At 57.9% G+C, this 18,825-nt stretch carries 16 protein-coding genes; 6 read left to right on the top strand and 10 right to left on the bottom strand.

Annotated features, from left to right (window positions below; all coding sequences use genetic code 11):
• Positions 1–61: 61 nt before the first annotated feature.
• Entirely contained in the window at positions 62–772 is a 711-nt protein-coding gene (locus ACVHNU_RS09080) for a TetR/AcrR family transcriptional regulator (protein WP_473019510.1), read from the bottom strand.
• Between ACVHNU_RS09080 and ACVHNU_RS09075 the strand changes: the two genes are divergently transcribed.
• The 3 genes from ACVHNU_RS09075 (at position 771) to ACVHNU_RS09065 (ending at position 4,379) form a co-directional block, all read left to right on the top strand.
• Complete coding sequence (locus ACVHNU_RS09075; protein ID WP_473019509.1) at positions 771–1,976, top strand: alpha/beta hydrolase; 1,206 nt, start codon at positions 771–773, stop codon at positions 1,974–1,976. The two genes, ACVHNU_RS09080 and ACVHNU_RS09075, sit on opposite strands and share 2 nt — an antisense overlap.
• Before the next feature lie 148 nt (positions 1,977–2,124).
• A complete protein-coding gene (locus tag ACVHNU_RS09070; RefSeq protein WP_473019508.1) occupies positions 2,125–3,555 on the top strand; it encodes an IS1182 family transposase in 1,431 nt (476 codons plus the stop codon).
• Positions 3,556–4,109: 554 nt separating this feature from the next.
• Positions 4,110–4,379, top strand: coding sequence for a hypothetical protein (locus tag ACVHNU_RS09065; protein ID WP_103483306.1), 270 nt, complete (start codon positions 4,110–4,112; stop codon positions 4,377–4,379).
• Positions 4,380–4,762: 383 nt separating this feature from the next.
• On the opposite strand, the gene ACVHNU_RS09060 is transcribed toward ACVHNU_RS09065, so the two are convergent.
• The gene (locus ACVHNU_RS09060) at positions 4,763–5,044 is read right to left on the bottom strand and encodes a hypothetical protein (RefSeq protein WP_473019507.1); all 282 of its coding nucleotides are present in this window, start codon (positions 5,042–5,044) and stop codon (positions 4,763–4,765) included.
• Between the two features lie 191 nt (positions 5,045–5,235).
• Positions 5,236–5,466: a hypothetical protein gene (locus ACVHNU_RS09055; protein WP_003224423.1), complete on the bottom strand. Its 231-nt coding sequence runs from the start codon at positions 5,464–5,466 to the stop codon at positions 5,236–5,238.
• A gap of 217 nt (positions 5,467–5,683) precedes the next feature.
• On the opposite strand from ACVHNU_RS09055, the gene ACVHNU_RS09050 reads away from it, so the two are divergent.
• Positions 5,684–6,223 carry a GAF domain-containing protein gene (locus ACVHNU_RS09050; protein ID WP_473019506.1) on the top strand — a complete coding sequence of 180 codons (540 nt, stop codon included), beginning with the start codon at positions 5,684–5,686 and terminating at the stop codon, positions 6,221–6,223.
• 60 nt (positions 6,224–6,283) lie between these two features.
• On the opposite strand, the gene ACVHNU_RS09045 is transcribed toward ACVHNU_RS09050, so the two are convergent.
• From ACVHNU_RS09045 to ACVHNU_RS09030, 4 genes are all read right to left on the bottom strand, one after another.
• The gene (locus ACVHNU_RS09045; protein ID WP_473020109.1) at positions 6,284–6,424 is read right to left on the bottom strand and encodes a hypothetical protein; all 141 of its coding nucleotides are present in this window, start codon (positions 6,422–6,424) and stop codon (positions 6,284–6,286) included.
• Between the two features lie 37 nt (positions 6,425–6,461).
• A complete protein-coding gene (locus ACVHNU_RS09040; RefSeq protein WP_473020058.1) occupies positions 6,462–10,007 on the bottom strand; it encodes an Ice nucleation protein in 3,546 nt (1,181 codons plus the stop codon).
• A gap of 834 nt (positions 10,008–10,841) precedes the next feature.
• Positions 10,842–11,282 carry a hypothetical protein gene (locus ACVHNU_RS09035; protein WP_473019505.1) on the bottom strand — a complete coding sequence of 147 codons (441 nt, stop codon included), beginning with the start codon at positions 11,280–11,282 and terminating at the stop codon, positions 10,842–10,844.
• 299 nt (positions 11,283–11,581) lie between these two features.
• Positions 11,582–13,087 carry a sensor domain-containing diguanylate cyclase gene (locus ACVHNU_RS09030; RefSeq protein ID WP_473019504.1) on the bottom strand — a complete coding sequence of 502 codons (1,506 nt, stop codon included), beginning with the start codon at positions 13,085–13,087 and terminating at the stop codon, positions 11,582–11,584.
• A gap of 350 nt (positions 13,088–13,437) precedes the next feature.
• On the opposite strand from ACVHNU_RS09030, the gene ACVHNU_RS09025 reads away from it, so the two are divergent.
• Together ACVHNU_RS09025 and ACVHNU_RS09020 are read left to right on the top strand one after the other, a co-directional pair.
• A complete protein-coding gene (locus ACVHNU_RS09025; RefSeq protein WP_003224415.1) occupies positions 13,438–14,133 on the top strand; it encodes an SDR family NAD(P)-dependent oxidoreductase in 696 nt (231 codons plus the stop codon).
• Between the two features lie 90 nt (positions 14,134–14,223).
• Complete coding sequence (locus tag ACVHNU_RS09020; protein ID WP_473019503.1) at positions 14,224–15,243, top strand: AraC family transcriptional regulator; 1,020 nt, start codon at positions 14,224–14,226, stop codon at positions 15,241–15,243.
• Between the two features lie 235 nt (positions 15,244–15,478).
• Here ACVHNU_RS09020 and ACVHNU_RS09015 read toward each other — a convergent pair whose 3' ends face one another.
• Genes ACVHNU_RS09015 through ACVHNU_RS09005 form a run of 3 tightly spaced genes read right to left on the bottom strand, consistent with a single transcriptional unit; the run spans position 15,479 to position 18,825 of the window.
• On the bottom strand, positions 15,479–16,501 hold the full coding sequence (locus ACVHNU_RS09015) for a GlxA family transcriptional regulator (protein ID WP_473019502.1): 1,023 nt from the start codon (positions 16,499–16,501) through the stop codon (positions 15,479–15,481).
• Positions 16,502–16,551: 50 nt separating this feature from the next.
• Positions 16,552–17,673 carry an agmatine deiminase family protein gene (locus tag ACVHNU_RS09010; protein ID WP_473019501.1) on the bottom strand — a complete coding sequence of 374 codons (1,122 nt, stop codon included), beginning with the start codon at positions 17,671–17,673 and terminating at the stop codon, positions 16,552–16,554.
• Positions 17,674–17,721: 48 nt separating this feature from the next.
• Positions 17,722–18,825, bottom strand: coding sequence for an extracellular solute-binding protein (locus ACVHNU_RS09005; protein WP_226501470.1), 1,104 nt, complete (start codon positions 18,823–18,825; stop codon positions 17,722–17,724).

The following is an 18,825-nucleotide window of genomic DNA, read 5'->3' as shown; positions in this document are numbered from 1 at the left end:
CATGGCAAAAACGACTTTTTGCTTCAAACGAACTCAGGTTTTTTGCCGCTATCGAAAGGACTCAGGTGAAGTTGACCACCATCCGTACCAAAGCATCTTCAATGGCTTGGCGACTGCCAGGTTCAAGGGTTTGCGGGTCGTTGAGCATGGCGCGCAACACACCACTGATTGCGTGAGTCAGCACAAAAGCCTCGGCCTCATCAAGCGTGCGCCGCTGGTGGTTGGCGTCAATCAGGCCAGTGTCAGTGAAGTACTGGATGACCGCTGCGCGCAACTGCGGCAACGGCGTGCCCGCCCCCCGACTCAACAGGTAGTGCATCAGTACACCATGCACCCCGGTACGCCCACCATAGGCGCTGACAATCGCACGGATCACCGCTCGAACCCGCGCCCCGGGCACGCCAGGCTCATCACTTGTGATGACTGTCATCACCTCGCGAGTCAATGCTCCCAGCTCACGCAACGCCAGTTCATCGAGAACCCGCTGTTTGTTGGGAAAATACTGATAGAGCGTGCCGATGCTTACACCGGCCAGTTCGGCGACATGGTTGGTGGTAAATCCCTCGATGCCGTCCCGCTCCAGGATGCGCCGTGAGGCTTCCAAAATGAGTTCGACCTTGACCTGCGCGCGTGTTTGCGACGGAGATCGACGGCTATCCGACTGATTTTCTTTTATTTTTTTTACCAAGAGCGCTCTCCCGGAATGCGAGTACAGGCAGGCGAAATGCTTGCCTATTATGGCAGCCATATCGCAACTAACGGGTGACTCCATGAATCACACACCTCAAGTAACAGAAGTAGAGCAGAACCCGACCCGTCGGCTTGGCATGACCTACCGTTTCAACGACGAGCATATGGATCTGTTTTTCATGGCAGCTTTGGGGTGGGGGCCAGCCGGCGGTCTGGATGTCGGTCAGGTCTACCACATCGCTGAAACGATCACAGACGGTGACCCGGACACGTGGGTGAACGCCTTTGCTCTTTACGGCAACTATCTCGATCAACAAGCCAACACCTGGCGGGCCAAAGGCTGGCGGCATTCCGCCGGTGAAATGCGCCTGAAGGCCTTTGCCAGCTATCGGTCTGCCTGGCAGTTTGCTGGCCCCGGCCAACGTTTCAGCGAGCTGTATGCCCAGCATCAACGCACCTTCGCCTTGGCCATCGACGAACTACGGCTACCCGCCACACGTTTCGAAATCCCGTGGAAACATACCAGCCTACCTGGGCATTATTTCGCTAATCCGGATCCGGACGCTCCGTTGGTACTGGTGATTGGCGGCGCGGACACGTGCCATGAAGACCTGTTCCTCACCGTCGGCCGCAACTTGCTTGAGCGCGGCTATTCTGTGGCACTCGCGGACTTGCCCGGCCAAGGTGAGTTGCAGGCGCAAGGTCTGTATTGGGAAGCCGAAGCGGAGAAGCCGATAAGCGCCATCATCGACCAATTGATCATTCGCTTCGGTGCCCGTCCAGGTCGAATTGCCCTGCTGGGGTTGAGTCTGGGGGGGTATTTCGTCAGCCGTGCAGCCGGGCACGAACCCCGTCTGGCAACAGTAATCGCCAGCACTCCACTACATGACGCCGGACTGCTGTTTGCCCGTTCAGTGCAAGCCGCCACCAGGAACCAGGCCCGTACTGCGTTTTCTGCAGCCACGCTGCGCAGTTACCAGACGACCTTCTGGAAGGCTGGCGCTCGAACACCAACGGAACTGGTCGACCGCACTTGCGCCATGCGCGCCGATCCGGCTCGGGTCACGGTACCGTTTCTGTCCTTGCTCGGCGGTGGCGAATCGGACCTGTTCACCGAGCAGGCTAGAACTTGGCACGCAGCCATTGGATCAACGCAAAAATCGCTGGTCGAGTTGCCGGCGCAAACTGGTGCAGATGGTCATGTGCAACTCAACAATCGGCTGCGTCTGGCGCAAGAATGCTGTGGCTGGATGGACGATCTATTCGCGGCAAATCCCGATCAATAATCATCTTCCTACCGAGTGAACACCTCTCAAAATATATCGTACGGAAAGCCCCGATCAATCCGACTGGCCGCTTCTGACCCAGAGTGTGTAAAAACGCCCCGACAAACCCTTGCTATGATTTCTGAGAATCTCATCGCAGGGGGAACCCATGAAACGGTTTATCCAGGGTGAACACCGAGGTCAAAGTACCTTACTTCCAGAAAGCCTCGACGACTACGTCAGCGATACCAATCCAGTGCGTGTGGTCGATGTCTTCGTCGATGAACTCGACCTAGCCAAACTGGGTTTCGATAGCGTTATTCCAGCCGAAACCGGCAGACCTGCTTATCACCCTGCGATCCTGCTGAAGATCTATATCTACGGCTACCTAAACCGTATTCAATCGAGCCGACGTCTTGAGCGAGAAGCTCAGCGTAACGTCGAGTTGATGTGGTTAACCGGGCGCCTGATGCCCGACTTCAAGACCATCGCCAACTTCCGAAAAGACAACAGCAAAGCCATTCGCGGTGTCTGCCGCCAGTTCGTTTTGCTCTGCCAGCAGTTGGGGTTGTTTAGCGAAAACCTGGTTGCCATCGACGGCAGTAAATTCAAGGCGATGAACAATCGCGACCGGAACTTCACCAGCGCCAAACTAAAGCGGCGCATGGAAGAAATCGAGGCGAGCATCAGCCGTTATTTGGCCTCGCTCGATGCGGCTGATCGCCAGATCCCTAGCGCCTCCAAGCCCGACACAGTGAGCTTGGAAGATAAAATCGCCAAGCTCAAAGCACAGATGAAAGAGCTTCAGGGGATCGAGTCTCAGCTCAACGAATCGCCAGATAAACAGGTTTCGCTGACCGACCCGGATGCCCGTTCGATGATGACGCGCGGCAGCGGGATCGTTGGCTACAACGTGCAGACGGCTGTCGACACGCAGCACCACTTAATCGTTGCTCACGAGGTCACCAACAGAGGTTCTGACCGTGACCAACTCAGTTCAATGGCGAAGCAGGCTCGTGAAGCCATCGGCGTAGAAACGTTGTCGGTAGTTGCCGACCGAGGCTACTTCAAAGGCGAAGAAATCCTGGCCTGTCACGACGCAAGCATCACCGCCTACGTGCCGAAGCCGATGACTTCAAGCGCCAAAGCTGATGGCCGATTCAACAAAGATGCCTTCGTGTATAACGCGACGAAAAACGAATACACCTGCCCGGTGGGAGAGGCACTGATCTGGCGATTCTCCAGCGTTGAGAAAGGCTTGTATATGCACTGCTACTGGAGTTCAAAGTGCCAGAGTTGCACGCTGAAAACCCAGTGCACGCCGAGCACAAATCGTCGAGTAAGGTGCTGGGAACATGAAGCTGTGCTGGAGGAAATGCAGCGTCGGTTGAACCAAGCACCAGAGATGATGAAGGTTCGAAAACGGACAGTTGAGCATCCCTTCGGGACGCTCAAGCAATGGATGGGGGCAACGCACTTCCTGACTCGAAAACTGAACGGGGTGAGTGCGGAGATGAGCTTGAATGTGCTCGCCTATAACTTGAAGCGGGTTATGAAAATCATCGGTACAGAAGGCTTGCTGAAGGCGATGGCGGCGTAAAAGCCGCAGCTTTTACTGCTCCAGGATGTACCAAAGCGCTTCATAAACGATCTGAAGCGCTATCGGCGCCGATCTTGGCAAATGTTCGGGAATCGCCTCGCCCAGCAGCGCTGGGCTTAGGCATCCAACATACGGAAAGTGTTTTTACACACTCTGGTCCAAAAGAGGTCATAAAGTGTCTGCAAAAACTGGGACAATTCAGTTTTGATGGTTGTCTGTCATGCGCTATCCCTTCCTCTTGGGAGGAAAGGCTTTCCTAATAGACGCTCGCGGTTAGCGCTAATACCAATTCGACATATGCCAGCGCCGATTGCCTTTTTTACAAGACGCCGCCCTGGCCTCTTCGCTGCAATCGCCTTGACCTCCCTCCCTCTTCACCTACACTCCCCGGCACCGGCAGTAAGCTCGTATCGGTGTTTTCCTGGACAATCATCTCAATGCAGTCAGGGATGCACGGAAAACTATTCAGGAAATGGATTCCGGAAACCATTGAATAAACGGGGCGTACTCCGAAAAGCCAAACGAGTAGGAATTTAAATAGGGAGATTTAATTCATGACAGCTCAAGAACATCTTGTTGGTGGATGGACCCCTTACCACAAACTGACTCCCAAGGATCAGGAAGTCTTCAAAGAAGCACTGGCCGGCTTCGTTGGCGTGAGCTACACGCCCGAAGAGGTTTCCAGCCAAGTCGTTAATGGCACCAACTATCGCTACAAGTCGAAAGCTACGCTTCCGGGTTCGCCAAACGGCTGGCAAGCGATCGTAGAAATCTACGCGCCAATTAATGGCAAGCCGCACATCACTCAGATCCATCGGATCTAAAAAAAGCTCCAATCTTCGGGTCTTCGCAGTCTAAGGCCCGAAGATCGATCAAGCCCTCAGAGTGCCTGATCTCAGAAGTCCCGCCCTCCGATTTTCCATCCGCGCGATCAAGTATCGCCCCAGCGTAGCGGATGAGTGGCCTCCACTCCTTCAACGAGGTGATCAGCCGCAAGCGCGAGGATCTGGTCGCCAATCTCCCGCAGCGCCTGGCGCCTTCCATGAAGGGCAAGCGAATTGCAGTGAGAGTTCGGCCGTGACCGGTCGCCAATGGGCGCGCCGCCTGATCACCTGGCGCGGCGCGTTCTCTTCCCTCGGCGTTTTCACATTCCTGATGCTGCTCAGCGCCCTCGCCGATCGCATCACTCAATAAACCCCATCCAAAGTCAGACGAAGATCAGGAGGAATTTAACATTGAAGAAAATGATGATAAGCGCCGTCAACAGCCCAGGTGAGCGCATGACACCCAGTAGAACGTAGATGAAAGGGTTCAACATCAGGCCGAGCAAAAAAAGAGCCCAAGCGGCCATTCTCAAAGGAGCCGGGTCAAAAAACGTCCAGATAGTTAGCCCGAGCCAAACAGCCCAAAAAAAATACATCGTCACGCCATCTACCCGGAAAAACGCCCGCTTGAACGTGTGTCCAACATTATCTGTCTCGTTGAGCATCTGGGCCACCGCAATAACTGACTCATATTGATAGTAGCCGCAGCTTCAAAAACCTCTGATCCCTCCCTTCTTCTGTACGACAAAGCCCTGATTATTCAGGGCTTTGTCGTTTCTGGCGTTCTAAATGCGTTCGTCAATTGCGTCCATCCAGGTGCTGCTTCCTTCACTTCAAGCTGAAGCTGACGGGCCGTTCAAGGGCGTGAAAGCGTTTTCAGACGCTCTACCAACGCCGCTTCAAAAATGACGTACAGCTTTTCAGCATCGCCGGCACGCAAAACCCCACTGGTTTCCAACCCAAGCACGAAGCCATCTGCGCGAGCCCCCGCCTTCACCGCGATGATCATCGAGTCTGCCCGGACAATCTGCGCCAGAAGCCGATCAGCTTCACGCCGCATCTTTTCGTTCAACACTACGCCTTCCACTTCCTCACCCTGCATTCAATGCGAGATTCAACAAATTGTGTGATCAAGGCTACGCCGCCGATAACGGCGCCTCAAGCCTGACACCAATGAACCTTCGCTATGGCAGCCATCAGGAACCTTTCAAGTGAACGACTCCGTTATGTTTAGAATCAAAATGGGCAGTTTCAAGCGCGTTTAGCAGTCGCCAGCTCGATCATTCATTACCGGAGAACAATGCATGCCTCTCAGTGAGACCATTCACAGAGCGTTGCTAAGCGCAGAGGAACGTTCCTCTATCGCTGAAATTGAAGCTACAACCAATATTCTGCAGCTCGTCACACGCATGACCGGAACGCGGTTCGCGGCGATCGCAAAATTCACCGAGACGGACTGGATAGTCTGTTCCGCCTACGATCCGATCGAGCTTGGGATCAACACCGGCGACACCCTGGAACTCGAGACCACACTTTGCAGTGAGTTTCGCAGAGACCCGCAGGTGCTCTTCGTGCCACAAATAAGTCGCGACGGCAGGTTTTCGACACGTCCTGTGGTGAAGCAATATTTGATTGAAAGCTACGCAGGGGCGCCCATCTTCCTTCCCGACGGACAACTTTGGGGCGCGTTGTGTGCATTGGACTCGAGGGCCGTCATTTTCGACGACCCGGATCTGGCGGACACGTTAGGCCTGTTCGCGAGACTGATCGGCTGCATCTTCTACTCGAATCTGACGGAGGCCGGCAGCGGCTACAGCAAGGACGGCTCAGGCGTTAGCGAATAACTACAAAACAGCCCTGAATATTCAGGGCTGTTTCATTTCCGGCGTGCGAGATTTGCCCTTCTACAAGGTGTAGGCAACACCCACTTGCACGGTTCGCGGGGCCCCCGGACAGGCGTAGACGTTGCCCAATGCGCCCTCTTCATAATCACGGTCGAACGGGTTTTTCAGGTCGAGATTGAGCTGTACCTTGTTACTACCCAATGACCTGACATCTTCACGCCCGCAACCAAGCAAGATTTTATGTTGGAATCCGCGAAGCCTCGACCCCGCCTTCATCGTTGTCCTCAGCCCTGACCAGCACATTGCTGTCCTCGTCAATCTGATACGGAACGTCAGCCTCTACCCCGTCGATCCCGGTCTTGACGACCACGTTGGTGTAGCGCTTGCCATCCCAGGAGCGGAAGACCAGGGTTGAATTCTCCCCGCCTGAAAGCGTTGAGCCGAGGCTCCCGATGAGTCGGCTGTCGGCACCGGCGGTCAACACGCAGTTTTTGCCGGCGGTCAGCTTGCTGCGATCTCCTGCCATCAGCACACAATCGTCACCGGCCGTGAGTTTGCTGCGATCGCCAGCCGTCAGGTAACTGTTGCTGCCGGCCAGGAGTTTGCTGCGGTCGCCGGCTGTCTGGGTGCTGTCGGCACCGGCAGTCAGCTTGCTGCGATCACCCGCCATCTGAATGCTGTTGGCACCGGCGATCAACGTGCTGCGAGAACCCGCTGTTTGCGAGCTGCCCTTGCCGGCGATCAACATGCTTTTATGCCCGGCAATCTGCGTGCTTTCATGGCCCGCGATCAGGGAACTCTTATGACTGGCGATCTGGTTGCTGCCATATCCGGCCGTCAAGCTGCTGCGCATTCCGGAGGTCAGGCTGCTGCCATAACCGGCAGTCAGGACACTGTGCAGTCCACTGATCAGCGTGCTGCCGTAACCGGCGGTCAAATAGCTGCGAACGCCGCTGGTCAAGCTGCTGCCGTAACCGGCGATCAGCGAGCTGTCTTGTCCTGCAACCCCGGTGCTGCCATACCCGGCGGTGAGTGTGCTGTCGCGCGCCGCCATCTGGGTGCTGCCATAACCCGCCGTCAGCGTGCTCTCGTAACCGGCAGTCTGCGAACTGCCGTAGCCGGCCATCAGCGAACTGCCAAATCCTGCGATTTCCGTACTGCCGTAGCCTGCGGTCAGGGTACTGCTGTCGAGTGCAGTGAGCGTGCTGCCATACCCCGCGGTCAGGATACTGTCGTACCCCGCGGTCTGGGTGCTGCCATATCCGGCGATCAGGGTGCTCTCGTACCCTGCGGTCGAAGTGCTGCCATAACCTGCCGTCAGGCTGCTGTTGAAGCCGGCGGTTTGCGTGCTGCCATAACCGGCAACCAGCGTGCTGCTGTAGCCTGCCGTTGAAGTGCTGCCATAACCGGTGGTCAGCGAACTTTGTTCCTGGGCGGTCTGCGTACTGCCGTAGCCAGCGGTAAGGGTGCTGCCATAGCCAGCGGTTTGCGTACTGCCATAACCGGCGATCAGTGTGCTTTCGTAGCCAGCGGTCGAGGTACTGCCGTAGCCGGTCGTTAACCAGCTTTGCTCCTGAGCTGTCTGGCAACTGCCGTAACCCGCCGTCAACGTAGATTCGTAGCCCGCGGTCTGGGTGCTGCCGTAACCGGCAATCAGCGAGCTTTGATAGCCCGCCGTCGACGTACTGCCGTAGCCAGTGGTCAGCGAGCTATTGTCCTGCGCGGTTTGCGTGCTGCCGTATCCGGCAGTCAGGGTGCTTTCATACCCCGTTGTTTGAGTGCTGCCATAACCTGCGATCAACGAACTGTTGAATCCAGCGGTCGAAGTGCTGCCATATCCCGCAGTAAGTGAACTGTCTTCCTGAGCAGTCTGGGTACTCCCGTAGCCCGCGGTCAGGGTGCTTTCGTGTCCTGCGGTCTGCGTGCTTCCATAACCCGCGATCAGCGAACTGTCAGGGCCGGCGGTGCTCGTGCTGCCATATCCGGCTGTGAGCGAACTGCCTTCCTGTGCGGTCTGTGTACTGCCGTAACCGGCAGTCAGAATGCTGCCGTGTCCGGCAGTTTGAGTACTGCCGTAACCGGCGATCAACGAGCTGTCGTATCCCGCGGTTTCCGTACTGCCGTAGCCTGCAATCAGGTCACTGCTTTCCTGGGCGGTCTGAGTGCTGCCATAACCCGAGGTCAGAATGCTTTTGTAACCGGCAGTCTGGGTGCTGCCGTAGCCTGCAATCAGCGCACTTCCGTGACCGGCGGTTTGCGAGCTGCCGTAACCGGCAGTCACCATGCTGCCGGGGCCAGTGGTGGCCGTGCTGCCGTAACCGGCGGTGAGGTCACTGCCTTCCTGGGCAGTTTGCGTACTGCCGTAACCCGCGGTCAGGGAGCTTTCCTGCCCAGCAGTCTGCGTGCTGCCGTAGCCTGCGATCAGTGAACTGTCGGAGCCGGCGGTGCCCGTGCTGCCGTAGCCTGCGGTGAGATCACTGCCGGTCTGCGCGGTTTGTGTACTGCCGTAACCGGCGGTCAGCGAGCTTTCCTGCCCCGCAGTCTGGGTGCTGCCGTAGCCGGCAATCAGCGAACTGTCCGAACCTGCGGTACTTGTGCTGCCGTAGCCTGCGGTGAGATCACTGCCCTCTTGGGCTGTCTGAGTGCTGCCATAACCCGCGGTCAGCGAGCTTTCTCCGCCAGCCGTTTGCGTGCTTCCGTAGCCGGCAATCAGCGAACTGTCGGAGCCGGCGGTGCTTGTGCTGCCGTAACCGGCGGTGAGATCACTGCCCTCTTGGGCTGTCTGAGTGCTGCCATAACCGGCGGTCAAGGAGCTTTCTCCGCCAGCCGTCTGCGTGCTGCCGTAGCCCGCGATCAGTGAACTGTCGGAGCCGGCGGTGCTGGTGCTGCCGTAACCGGCGGTGAGATCACTGCCCTCTTGGGCTGTCTGAGTGCTGCCATAACCGGCGGTCAGGGAGCTTTCTCCGCCAGCCGTTTGCGTACTGCCGTAGCCGGCAATCAGCGAACTGTCGGAGCCTGCGGTGCCGGTGCTGCCGTAGCCGGCGGTGAGATCACTGCCGATCTGAGCCGTTTGCGTACTGCCGTAACCAGCGGTCAAAGAACTTTCGCCACCGGCAGTCTGTGTACTGCCATAGCCAGCTATGAGCGAACTGTCCGAACCTGCGGTACTTGTGCTGCCGTAGCCGGCGGTGAGATCACTGCCCTCCTGGGCGGTTTGCGTACTGCCATAACCGGCAGTCAGGGAGCTTTCTCCGCCAGCCGTTTGCGTGCTGCCATAGCCGGCGATCAGTGAACTGTCGGAGCCAGCGGTGCCGGTGCTGCCATAACCGGCGGTGAGATCGCTCCCCACCTGAGCCGTTTGCGTACTGCCGTAACCAGCGGTCAAAGAGCTTTCGCCACCGGCAGTCTGGGTGCTGCCATAGCCGGCAATCAGTGAACTGTCGGAGCCAGCGGTGCCGGTGCTGCCGTAGCCAGCGGTGAGATCGCTACCTGCCTTGGCTGTTTGTGTGCTGCCGTACCCCGCCATCAGCGAGCTTTCATCTCCGGCGGTTTGTGTACTGCCATACCCTGCAATGATCGAACTGTCGGACCCCGAAGTCCCGGTACTGCCGTATCCCGCAATAAGCGTGCTGCTATCGCCGGCGGTTTCAGTGCTGCCGTAGCCTGCAATGAGCTGGCTCTGACTGGCGCCTGTGAGCGTACTGCCATAAACCGCTGTTTCGAGCTTTTGCGTGGCCCTTACAGTTGTACGGTGACTGATGACATCGGGAAGACTGCCAGCAATAACCGGGAGCCCGGGAAGTGTCTCGATTGTCTCGGATTGCACTTCAGGAAACTCAAAAGTCTCAATCAAGTTCTTCGTCGACGCTTCATAATCAGCCGCATTATCGGCGATGTAATCCAATGCGCTATTTCGTGTCCCCACGTGAACGACTTCTGCACGGCAAAACTTGACGCCTTCGTCGTCCTCGAGAAATATCAAGTCGCGTACCGCCACTTCGCACACAACCCATCGCGCATCCGCCTGCATGCTCAAATGGGCGCTTGTCCCTTGGCCCCAAAGCAAGCCAGCCAGCCCATTTTCAAGTTTTCTCGTCGGCTCCCAAAACCTGCATTCCACCGGTCCTGACACGGGCCATATCAGACCACAGTGGTCGGCCATGTTATTGGCGCATGTTCTCAGGACCAGTACTTTTTCGGTTTTCATTTTGCAACACCTTTACAACTTCAATCTCTAAAATCCCTTGGAGACAAACGTCCATAATATATTTCCCTGCTCAAAACCCACGCAGGTAAAAGCCCTCGAATTAACAGAAGCATTCGACTGCGTAGACCTTGAACTAAACATGAAACTCTTGAGAACCCGGAAACCTATGGCTCGAGGCGAAGAGAGGGGCCGTATTGCCTTATCGAGGCGGCATAGGACATGATTGGACAGATCCATATTTAAAAGAAGTAAAACGAAGTAGATTTCATCGATGATTAGAAATACTTAACGTAAAACCCCATCGCATACATCATCTATATACGACAAAGCCCTGAATAATCAGGGCTTTGTGGTTTCGGCCAGGCGCATCTCGATGGCGGCAAATCAGAATGGCTAGTGCGTCCTCAGCCACTACGCAGCCACACTCTCATGCTCGCTTTCATGAACATAAACCCACGAGATTCCCGAAGGCGATGTGGGGTCCAGACGCATAAGCGCCGAATCGACTTTCTTCTTGGTGATTCCGTCTTTGACGAGATCGAAAACCGTGAGGAAGAGGTCGCCCGGCAGAGGCGTGATCGAAAGATTGATGATGTGCGATTCGGGGCTGCCAACACGCTTCCCGTACAGTCCCCAAAGTCGCTCCCAGTAGTCCGCCCGATCCATGATCTGACCGTCCGTGAGCACCACTCGGAAGTCGCTCGCCAGCGCATCGTACAAGGGTTTGATGGCGCCCTCGGATTGCGAAGCCACACCGCGTGACCACGGGAAAAAGAGGTTGTACCAACGGTATACCTCTGCTTCGACGAGCGCGCTTTTATCGGATGTTTCGGTTACTCGGCTGATTGCCATCTGTGTTCTCCTTAACAAGCAAAAGGTGGCGGGCACTGCGTTACAGACCGGGAGTCTGGATACACATTCGCCAGAGCGATGCACCGCGCCTTATTCAAGATCCTTCCTGAAATCAACGTCATTGAGGCCAACTGAATCAACGCTTAAATACTGTGTGGTTACCTCCTGTCACTTTAACGACCGAGCCACAAAAGTAGTCGCTAGGCAGTCAGGTTGCATTGAAAGCTGACCAACGGTTTTAGTCATGCTCCATGACGAGATCCAGATCGATGAGTTCATCGGGTCGGCAACGACGCAGATCACCAGAGTCCCTGCACAAACCGGTCACGCCCCAGCGTCTTGGCGTTGTACAACGCCTGATCTGCGACCTCGATCAACCCTTGCAGGCTTTCCAGTTGCGACCCCGTGGCCGTAGCGATGCCGATACTCACACTCAGCCGTCCGAACGGACTGGACGGATGTGAGATGTTCTCTTGTTGCAAGCGCTCGAGGATCAACTGAGCCACCACTGCGGCCCCCTCACTGTCGGTGGCCGGCATGATCACGCTCATCTCCTCGCCGCCGTAACGTGCTACCAGATCCGACGGGCGCCGCACACATCCCTCAAGAATTTTGCCGACCTTCTGCAGGCAGGCATCGCCGGCGACATGCCCGAATGAGTCGTTGAACAGCTTGAAGTAGTCGATATCGATCATCAGCAACGCCAGCGTCGTGCCGTCACGCTGCGCGCGCCGTGCTTCCATGGCGAGGCTCTCATCGAAGCAGCGCCGGTTGGCCAGACCAGTCAGCGCGTCCTTCATCGCCAGCAACTCAAGCTGGCGATTGGATGCGAGCAATTGCTGCTGCGTACCGCGCAATTGGTCTTCAGCCCTGGTACGCCTGCGGATATCCAGAATCAGGAACCAGCCGATTAGCCCGGTAAGTCCCAGCAGCCCGATGACGACTACTGCCGAGAGCCATGCTTCCATGCGCCACGCAGCGAGGGCCTCGCGCTTGCCGAGTGCGACGGTGGTGATCAGCGGCAGCCGGTCACTCTTGCGGAACGCATAGAGCCGCTCGACGCCATCCAGGCTGGAAGTAAACGACGCGGTGCCGACGGATCGATCGACCAGATACTTCTCATAGATCGGCGATTTGGAAAAGTTGCGCCCCATGTCCTGCTCACGGAAGGGATAGCGCACCAGCAACGTTCCGTCGGTGTAGGACAAGCCGATGGCGCCCTCCTGCCCCACATCGATCTTGCCGAACAGACGCAGGAAGTTTTCGACGCCCAGGGTCACCGCCACCACCCCGGCAAACTCGCCGTGCGCATCATTGAAACGGCGGCTGACGGTAATCACCCACTCCTGATTGGAGCGGCTCTGGATCGGCGGACCGATAAAAGTCTCGCGGCTTGGATCGTCACGATGATGGATGAAATAAACACGATCACTGCTGTTGGCCCCGGCCGGAATCGGTCGGTTGGACGACATCAACCATCGGCCCTGATTGTCGTAGATGGTGATGCCGCTGAGCTGTGGCATCAGCGGTTCCTGACGATTGACCAGCGCGCTCAGACGCTGGATCTGCGCAGGGCCGCTGCCTTCGGTTTCCAGGCGTTCGACGAGTCCAAGCAGCAGCAACGAACTTTGGCGGACGATCCCTTCGGAGTAGGTCGCCAGCGCCTGGGTCAGGTTCAAGCCATGAACGTTGACTTCCTCCAGTGCCCGCTCTCGGGAGGCCAACACTTTCCACACCGTCAGTGACGCGAGGGAACAACCGATCACCAACAACAAAAGCACAACCAGGTGGGTATCACGCTTCACATTACTACCTTTGGGAAAGTCCGGTTTTCCGTTTCAACGACTGGTGGATCGACGCAATGGCGGCGGCCATTTGTCCTTGTTTTGAAGAAGAATACAAGCAGCGATGGATAGATTATGTAGCGCAAAAACCACGACAAGAATGCCAGCCCAAACCGTCGCCAGGCTTTCAGGATTTGACTGGGCTGCGCAACCCCAAAGCCAACTTTCTGACGCCTGTTTCACGACCCTTTTCGCCTGTTTTGCCAGGCATAAAATTTTGGCACTTTTGCACAACAAGTTGACATCCAAAAGCATGCCACGGGTCACCGATATCATTAGAGTATGCGCCCTTAAAAAGGAAAGGACTCTTGATGACTCAGTCACTCTCACGGCGCGTTGTGGCGATTACCGGCGCCCTGGGGAATCTCGGCGAGACCCTGGCGGACATGGCCGCAGCCCAGGGCGCAGATCTGGTGCTGATCGATCGGGCGATGATTACGCTGCCCAGTTCGCACAATCGACTGGTCCTGTCCGGGATTGATCTGACTTCCTTTGCCGATTGCCAGGAAGTCGCCCATCAGATCAATCGCTATTTCGGTCGCCTCGATGCGCTGGTCAACGGCGCCGGCGGCTATGCGTGGGAGCCGTTGCTGGGCGGTGCGATAGAGGCCTGGGATCGGCTCTACTCGCTGAACCTTCGAACCGCATTGAATGCCAGCAAAGCGCTGCTGCCATTGCTGCTGCAATCCTCGGCAGGACGCATCGTCAACATCGGTGCGAGCATGGCGGCCAAAGCCGGGCTGGGCATGGGCGCTTACGCTGCGTCGAAATCCAGCGTACTGCGCCTGACCGAAAGCCTCGCCGAAGAGCTCAAGGACATGAGCATCACGGTCAATGCCGTGCTGCCGAGCATTCTCGACACCCCGCAAAATCGTGAGGCCATGCCCGACGCCGAGCATCAGCGCTGGGTGACACCAGCGCAACTGGCGGCGGTCATTCTGTTTCTGATCTCGGAACAGGCGTCGGCCGTCACCGGCACCGGCATTCCGGTGATCGGGCGCATGTAGGGTCTATTGACGCCGCGCGCCTTGGCGACGTCGCTTTCTTCACCTTTCGGAAAAGCAAGATCACCGGATTACCGGACTTCCCCTCCCCCCATGCGACCCGCCACTTCCAGCGCTGCTTTCGTTAACCACGTCCTCGATGTCGCCGAACAATACGGCTGCGATGGCGATTGGCTGTTGCAGCAGACCGGACTCTCACGCGAGCAGTTGTCCGACTCGATTGTGCGCATTCCCATGCGCCAACTGCGTGCCTTGCTGGAACTGGCGGCGCTCAGCAGCAACCTGCCGCATTTCGGTCTGTTGGTCGGCACCGCCGTGCGCCCGGGCACCTACGGTGTGCTGGGTTATGTGCTGATGACCAGCGCGACGCTCGGCGAATCGCTGAACATGATTCTGCGCTTCGGCAAGATCGTTTACGACAGCCCTTCCAGTCAGACCCGGATCGTCATCGGCGATGGCCGCGTCACCCTCGAAGATCAGCGCATCAGTGAACTGGAGCCTTACTGCGCCCTGCATCAGGAAGCCTTGATGGTCGGCTGGGCAGCGTTCGGAAGCTGGTTGATCGCGAGTAACCAGCCGATGCTGGAGGTCCGGATGATGCATCCGGCGGTCGGCGAGCCGGCGCTGTACGAAGACTTTTTTGGCTGTCCGGTGCAGTTCGAGGCCGGGAGCAATGCACTGGTGTTTGCCGAGTCGACGCTCTCGACGCGAATCCAGGGCGCCGACCCGCGCATGCATCGCAGCATGCTGCTGGAAGCCGACTGGCAGTTGTGCCTGACGTACCCGGCATTTTCCGTAACCGATCGCTTGCGTACATTGCTCACCGAACAATTGCCAACCGGCGATTTCAGCTTGAAAAGCCTGGCCCGGCAGTTGGCGATTTCACCGCGCACCTTGCAGCGCAAACTGGCGGCCGAAGGGGAAAACTTCAATCAGGTACTGGAAACCATGCGCATGGAACTGGCCGACCATTACCTGCGCCGGACCGAGACCAGCATCATGAACATCGCCCTGATGCTGGGTTACTCGCAGGCCAGCTCTTTTAGCCACTCCTTCCGACAGGCACGCGGGATCTCACCGGTGGATTACCGCAAGTTGCTACGGGCCCGATGATGCGGGACTGGCCTATAGCGTGATTGGCCTGCGCTAAGCCAGTGGCTCTGACACCATCCAAGTAAACCTGTGGGAGCGGGCTTGCTCGCGAAGAGGCCGTGTCAGGCACTGCATATGCTGACTGACACACCGCCTTCGCGAGCAAGCCCGCTCCCACATTAGTCTGCGTTAAGCCAGTGGCTCTGACACCAATCACAGGGGTTGGGTCTGTGGCTGGCAGTAGAAACAGCACGGGCTATTTGACCAGGCGTTTTTCCCTGGACGGTCGGTAGCCGAAGAACGCGCTGTAGCATTTGCTGAAATGGCTCGGCGAAACGAAACCACAGGCCACCAGCACTTCCATCTGCGACAGCTCGGTGTGTTGCAGCAGGCGCCGGGCTTCGGTGATGCGCAATTCCAGGTAATAGCGCTGCGGCGTGGTGCCCAGTTGCTCCTTGAACAAGCGCTCCAGCTGCCGCCGCGATCGGCCGGCATACACCGCCAGTTGCTCCAGCTCCAGCGGTTCTTCGAGGTTGGCATCCATCAGTTTGACCACCTCGCGCAGCGGTGCACTGACGCAGAGGTTTTCGTCCGGTTTGATCCGCCGGTAGCGCGATTCCTCGAACGCCAGAATGTCCTCGATGCCTTCGACCAGCGCCTTGCCGTGCAGGCTCTTGATCCAGTCCAGCGCCATATGAAAAGCCCCCGACGGACTCGACGCCGTGAGCCGGTCGCGATCAATTACATACGGTTCACTGCTGACCTGGGTGGCTTTGGCAATTTCCGTCAGCGCGGGACGATGTTCCGGGTGGATCGCGCAACGATAGCCATCGAGCAATCCGGCGCGGCCGAGAAACCACGCACCATTCCACAATCCGGCCAGACTGACGCCGCGTTCCGCAGCCGCGCGCAGCAGGCTGATCAACTCCTCGCTGGCCTTCAGCTCGGTGCGGTAGCCGCCACACACCACCAGCAGATCCAGCTGCGCAAGACTGCCCAAGTCAATTCGCGCATCCGGACGAATCACCAGCCCCAGATCGCTGATCACCTCCCCCTCGCCCAGCCCGAACGTGCGCGAGCTGAACAACCCGGCGCGCAACAGGTTGGCGGTGATGATGGTGTCCAGCGCCTGAGTGAAGGCCGGCAGCGAAAAGTGTTCCAGCAACAGAAAACCGGTGCGGGTGATGCGGGTCTCGGCAGATTGCTCATTCAGATAGCGGAGGTTTTTGCCCTTCATGCCTCCGCTGAATTGACGTCGTTCGATCAAGGTCTGGCCCATCGGTCATGTTGTTATGCGCCGATAGTTGGCTTGCCGGGCCAAACAGTCAATCACGCTTGCGGCTGATGACTGGTCACGCAGTGAATCCCGCCGCCACCGGCAGCAATCGCATCGATGTTCAGCAACTCGACTTTGCGCTCCGGATACAGCTTCGACAGCAGGTCGTAAGCCTTCTGGTCGGCTGCCTTGTCGCCGAATTCCGGGGCGATGATCGCGCCGTTGATCACGAAGTAGTTGATGTAACCGGCAGCGAAATCCGGGTTGTTCTGATTGAACTTGCTTTTGCGCGGCTTGAGCGGCGGCGAAATCGTGTGGATCTGCAGTTTGCGACCATCAGCGTCGGTGGCTTTCTTGAGAATCTCCAGGTGCGCCAGCGTAACCTGGTGATCGTAGGATTCAGGGTCGCTGTCGAGGTTGGCGATCACCACACCGGGCTTGATGAACCGCGCATAGAAATCCACGTGAGCGTCGGTGATGTCCTTGCCCTTGATCCCCGGCAGCCAGATGATTTTGCGCAGACCCAGACGCGCCTTCAATTCAGCTTCGACCTCGGCCTTGCTCCAGCCCGGATTGCGGTTGCTGTTGATCCAGCTGCTCTCGGTCATGATCCCGGTGCCGTGACCGTCGACTTCAATGCCGCCGCCCTCGCCCACCAGCTCGCTGCGCAGGTACGTCGCCTGTGCGTCGGCGGCCACTCGCGCGGCGATTTTTGCATCCTTGCTGTGCCGCTGTTTGTCGCCCCAACCGTTGAAATTGAAGTCCACGGCACCGAGTCCGCCCCTGTCGTCGATGACAAAATTGGCGCCGATGTCACGCATCCAGATGTCGTCGAGCGCGGCGGTCACGTAGGTGACGTTGCGGGTGCCGCAGTACTCTTCGGCGAGGCTGCGTTCGCCGCTGCGACAAAACACCGTGAGCGGTTCATAACGGGCAATGGTGCGGGCAATGCGGCCCAGCGCAGCCTGCACATCCGCGGTGAAATCTTCCCAGATCGCATCCTGTGCGCCGAAAGCGATGAAGGCGCGCTCGTGCTTGTCGCCCTCGTCCGGCATGAACCAATCCCCCGCGCTGGCCGCCAGCAATTTGCCCGGCGTCAGGCCAAGGCCCATGACCGCGGCGCTGACACCTGCGGCGACTGATACCTGTTTGATGAACTCTCGACGCGTCGACATATCTGGTTTTCCTGAAAAGGGCCGGCGACCGGGCGCCGGCCGTTGAAATCATGGCTGAGTGGCGGTTTTGAATTTGGTCCAGGTGCGCATCCGTGCACGCATATCGGCCTGAGGAATGTCCTTGCCCGGGATCAATCGAGCGTAGGTCACCTCATCGAGGTAGATGTCCGGGTTGTTGCGCATCGCCGCATCGACGCCGGCCCGCGCCTTGACGTTGGAAGTCGGGTAACCGGTGAAGTTACTGATCGCCGCCATGTTCTGCGGGCGCATCACGAAGTTGATGAACGCGTAGGCGTATTCCGGGTGTTTCGCATCGACCGGAATCGCCATCGTGTCCATCCACACCGTGGTGCCTTCGCGGGGGATGCGGTATTCGAATCGGGTGGTCTTGCCGGCGCTGTCCGAGGTGCGCTGGGCCTGGGTCATGTCACCGCTGTAACCCAGCGACAGGCACAGGTTGCCGTTGACCAGATCGGTCACCGGTTGCGACTGGAACTTGCGCACGTAAGGCCGCAGCTTCATCAGCACCTCACTGGCCGCTGCTAGATCCGCCGGTTTCGCGCTGCGCGGATCGCGGCCCAGATAATTAAGCACCACCGCCAGCACTTCATCCGGCGAGTCGATCAGCGAAATTCCACAGTCGGCAAACTTCGCCGCCAGTTCCGGTTTGAACAGCATGTCCAGGCTGTTGACCGGTGCGTCGGCCATGCGCTGCTGGATCTGCGCCGCGTTGTACGTCAGGCCGATGGTGCCCCAGGTGTAGGGCACGGTGGCTTTGCTTGAGTGTTCGTAATGGCTGCGCAATTTCTGCAAACCGGGTTCGATGTCGGCCAGCGCCGTCAGCTTCGATTGATCCAGCGGCAACAGGCTGCCGGCCCGCATCAGGCGCTCGGCCACGGTGTCGCCGGGGAAGATCAGGTCATAGCCGCTGCCACCAGAGAGCATCTTCGCTTCGAGGGTTTCACTGCCGTCCATGACGTCGTAAATCACCTTGATCCCGGTTTCCGCGGTAAAGCGGCTGAGGGTGTCTTCGGCAAAATAATCGGCCCAGTTGTACAGCCGCAGGGTTTTGTCCTCGGCGTGCAGCGACGGGATCACGCATGTCAGCGCCAGACCCAGCGCGCCCAGCAGTCTTTTGTGGTGCGTAGCCAT

This window comes from Pseudomonas sp. Ors-4-3C (assembly GCF_055755035.1).
Note: the sequence above shows the minus strand (reverse complement) of the source record. Positions and strands in the feature narration are given on the sequence as shown.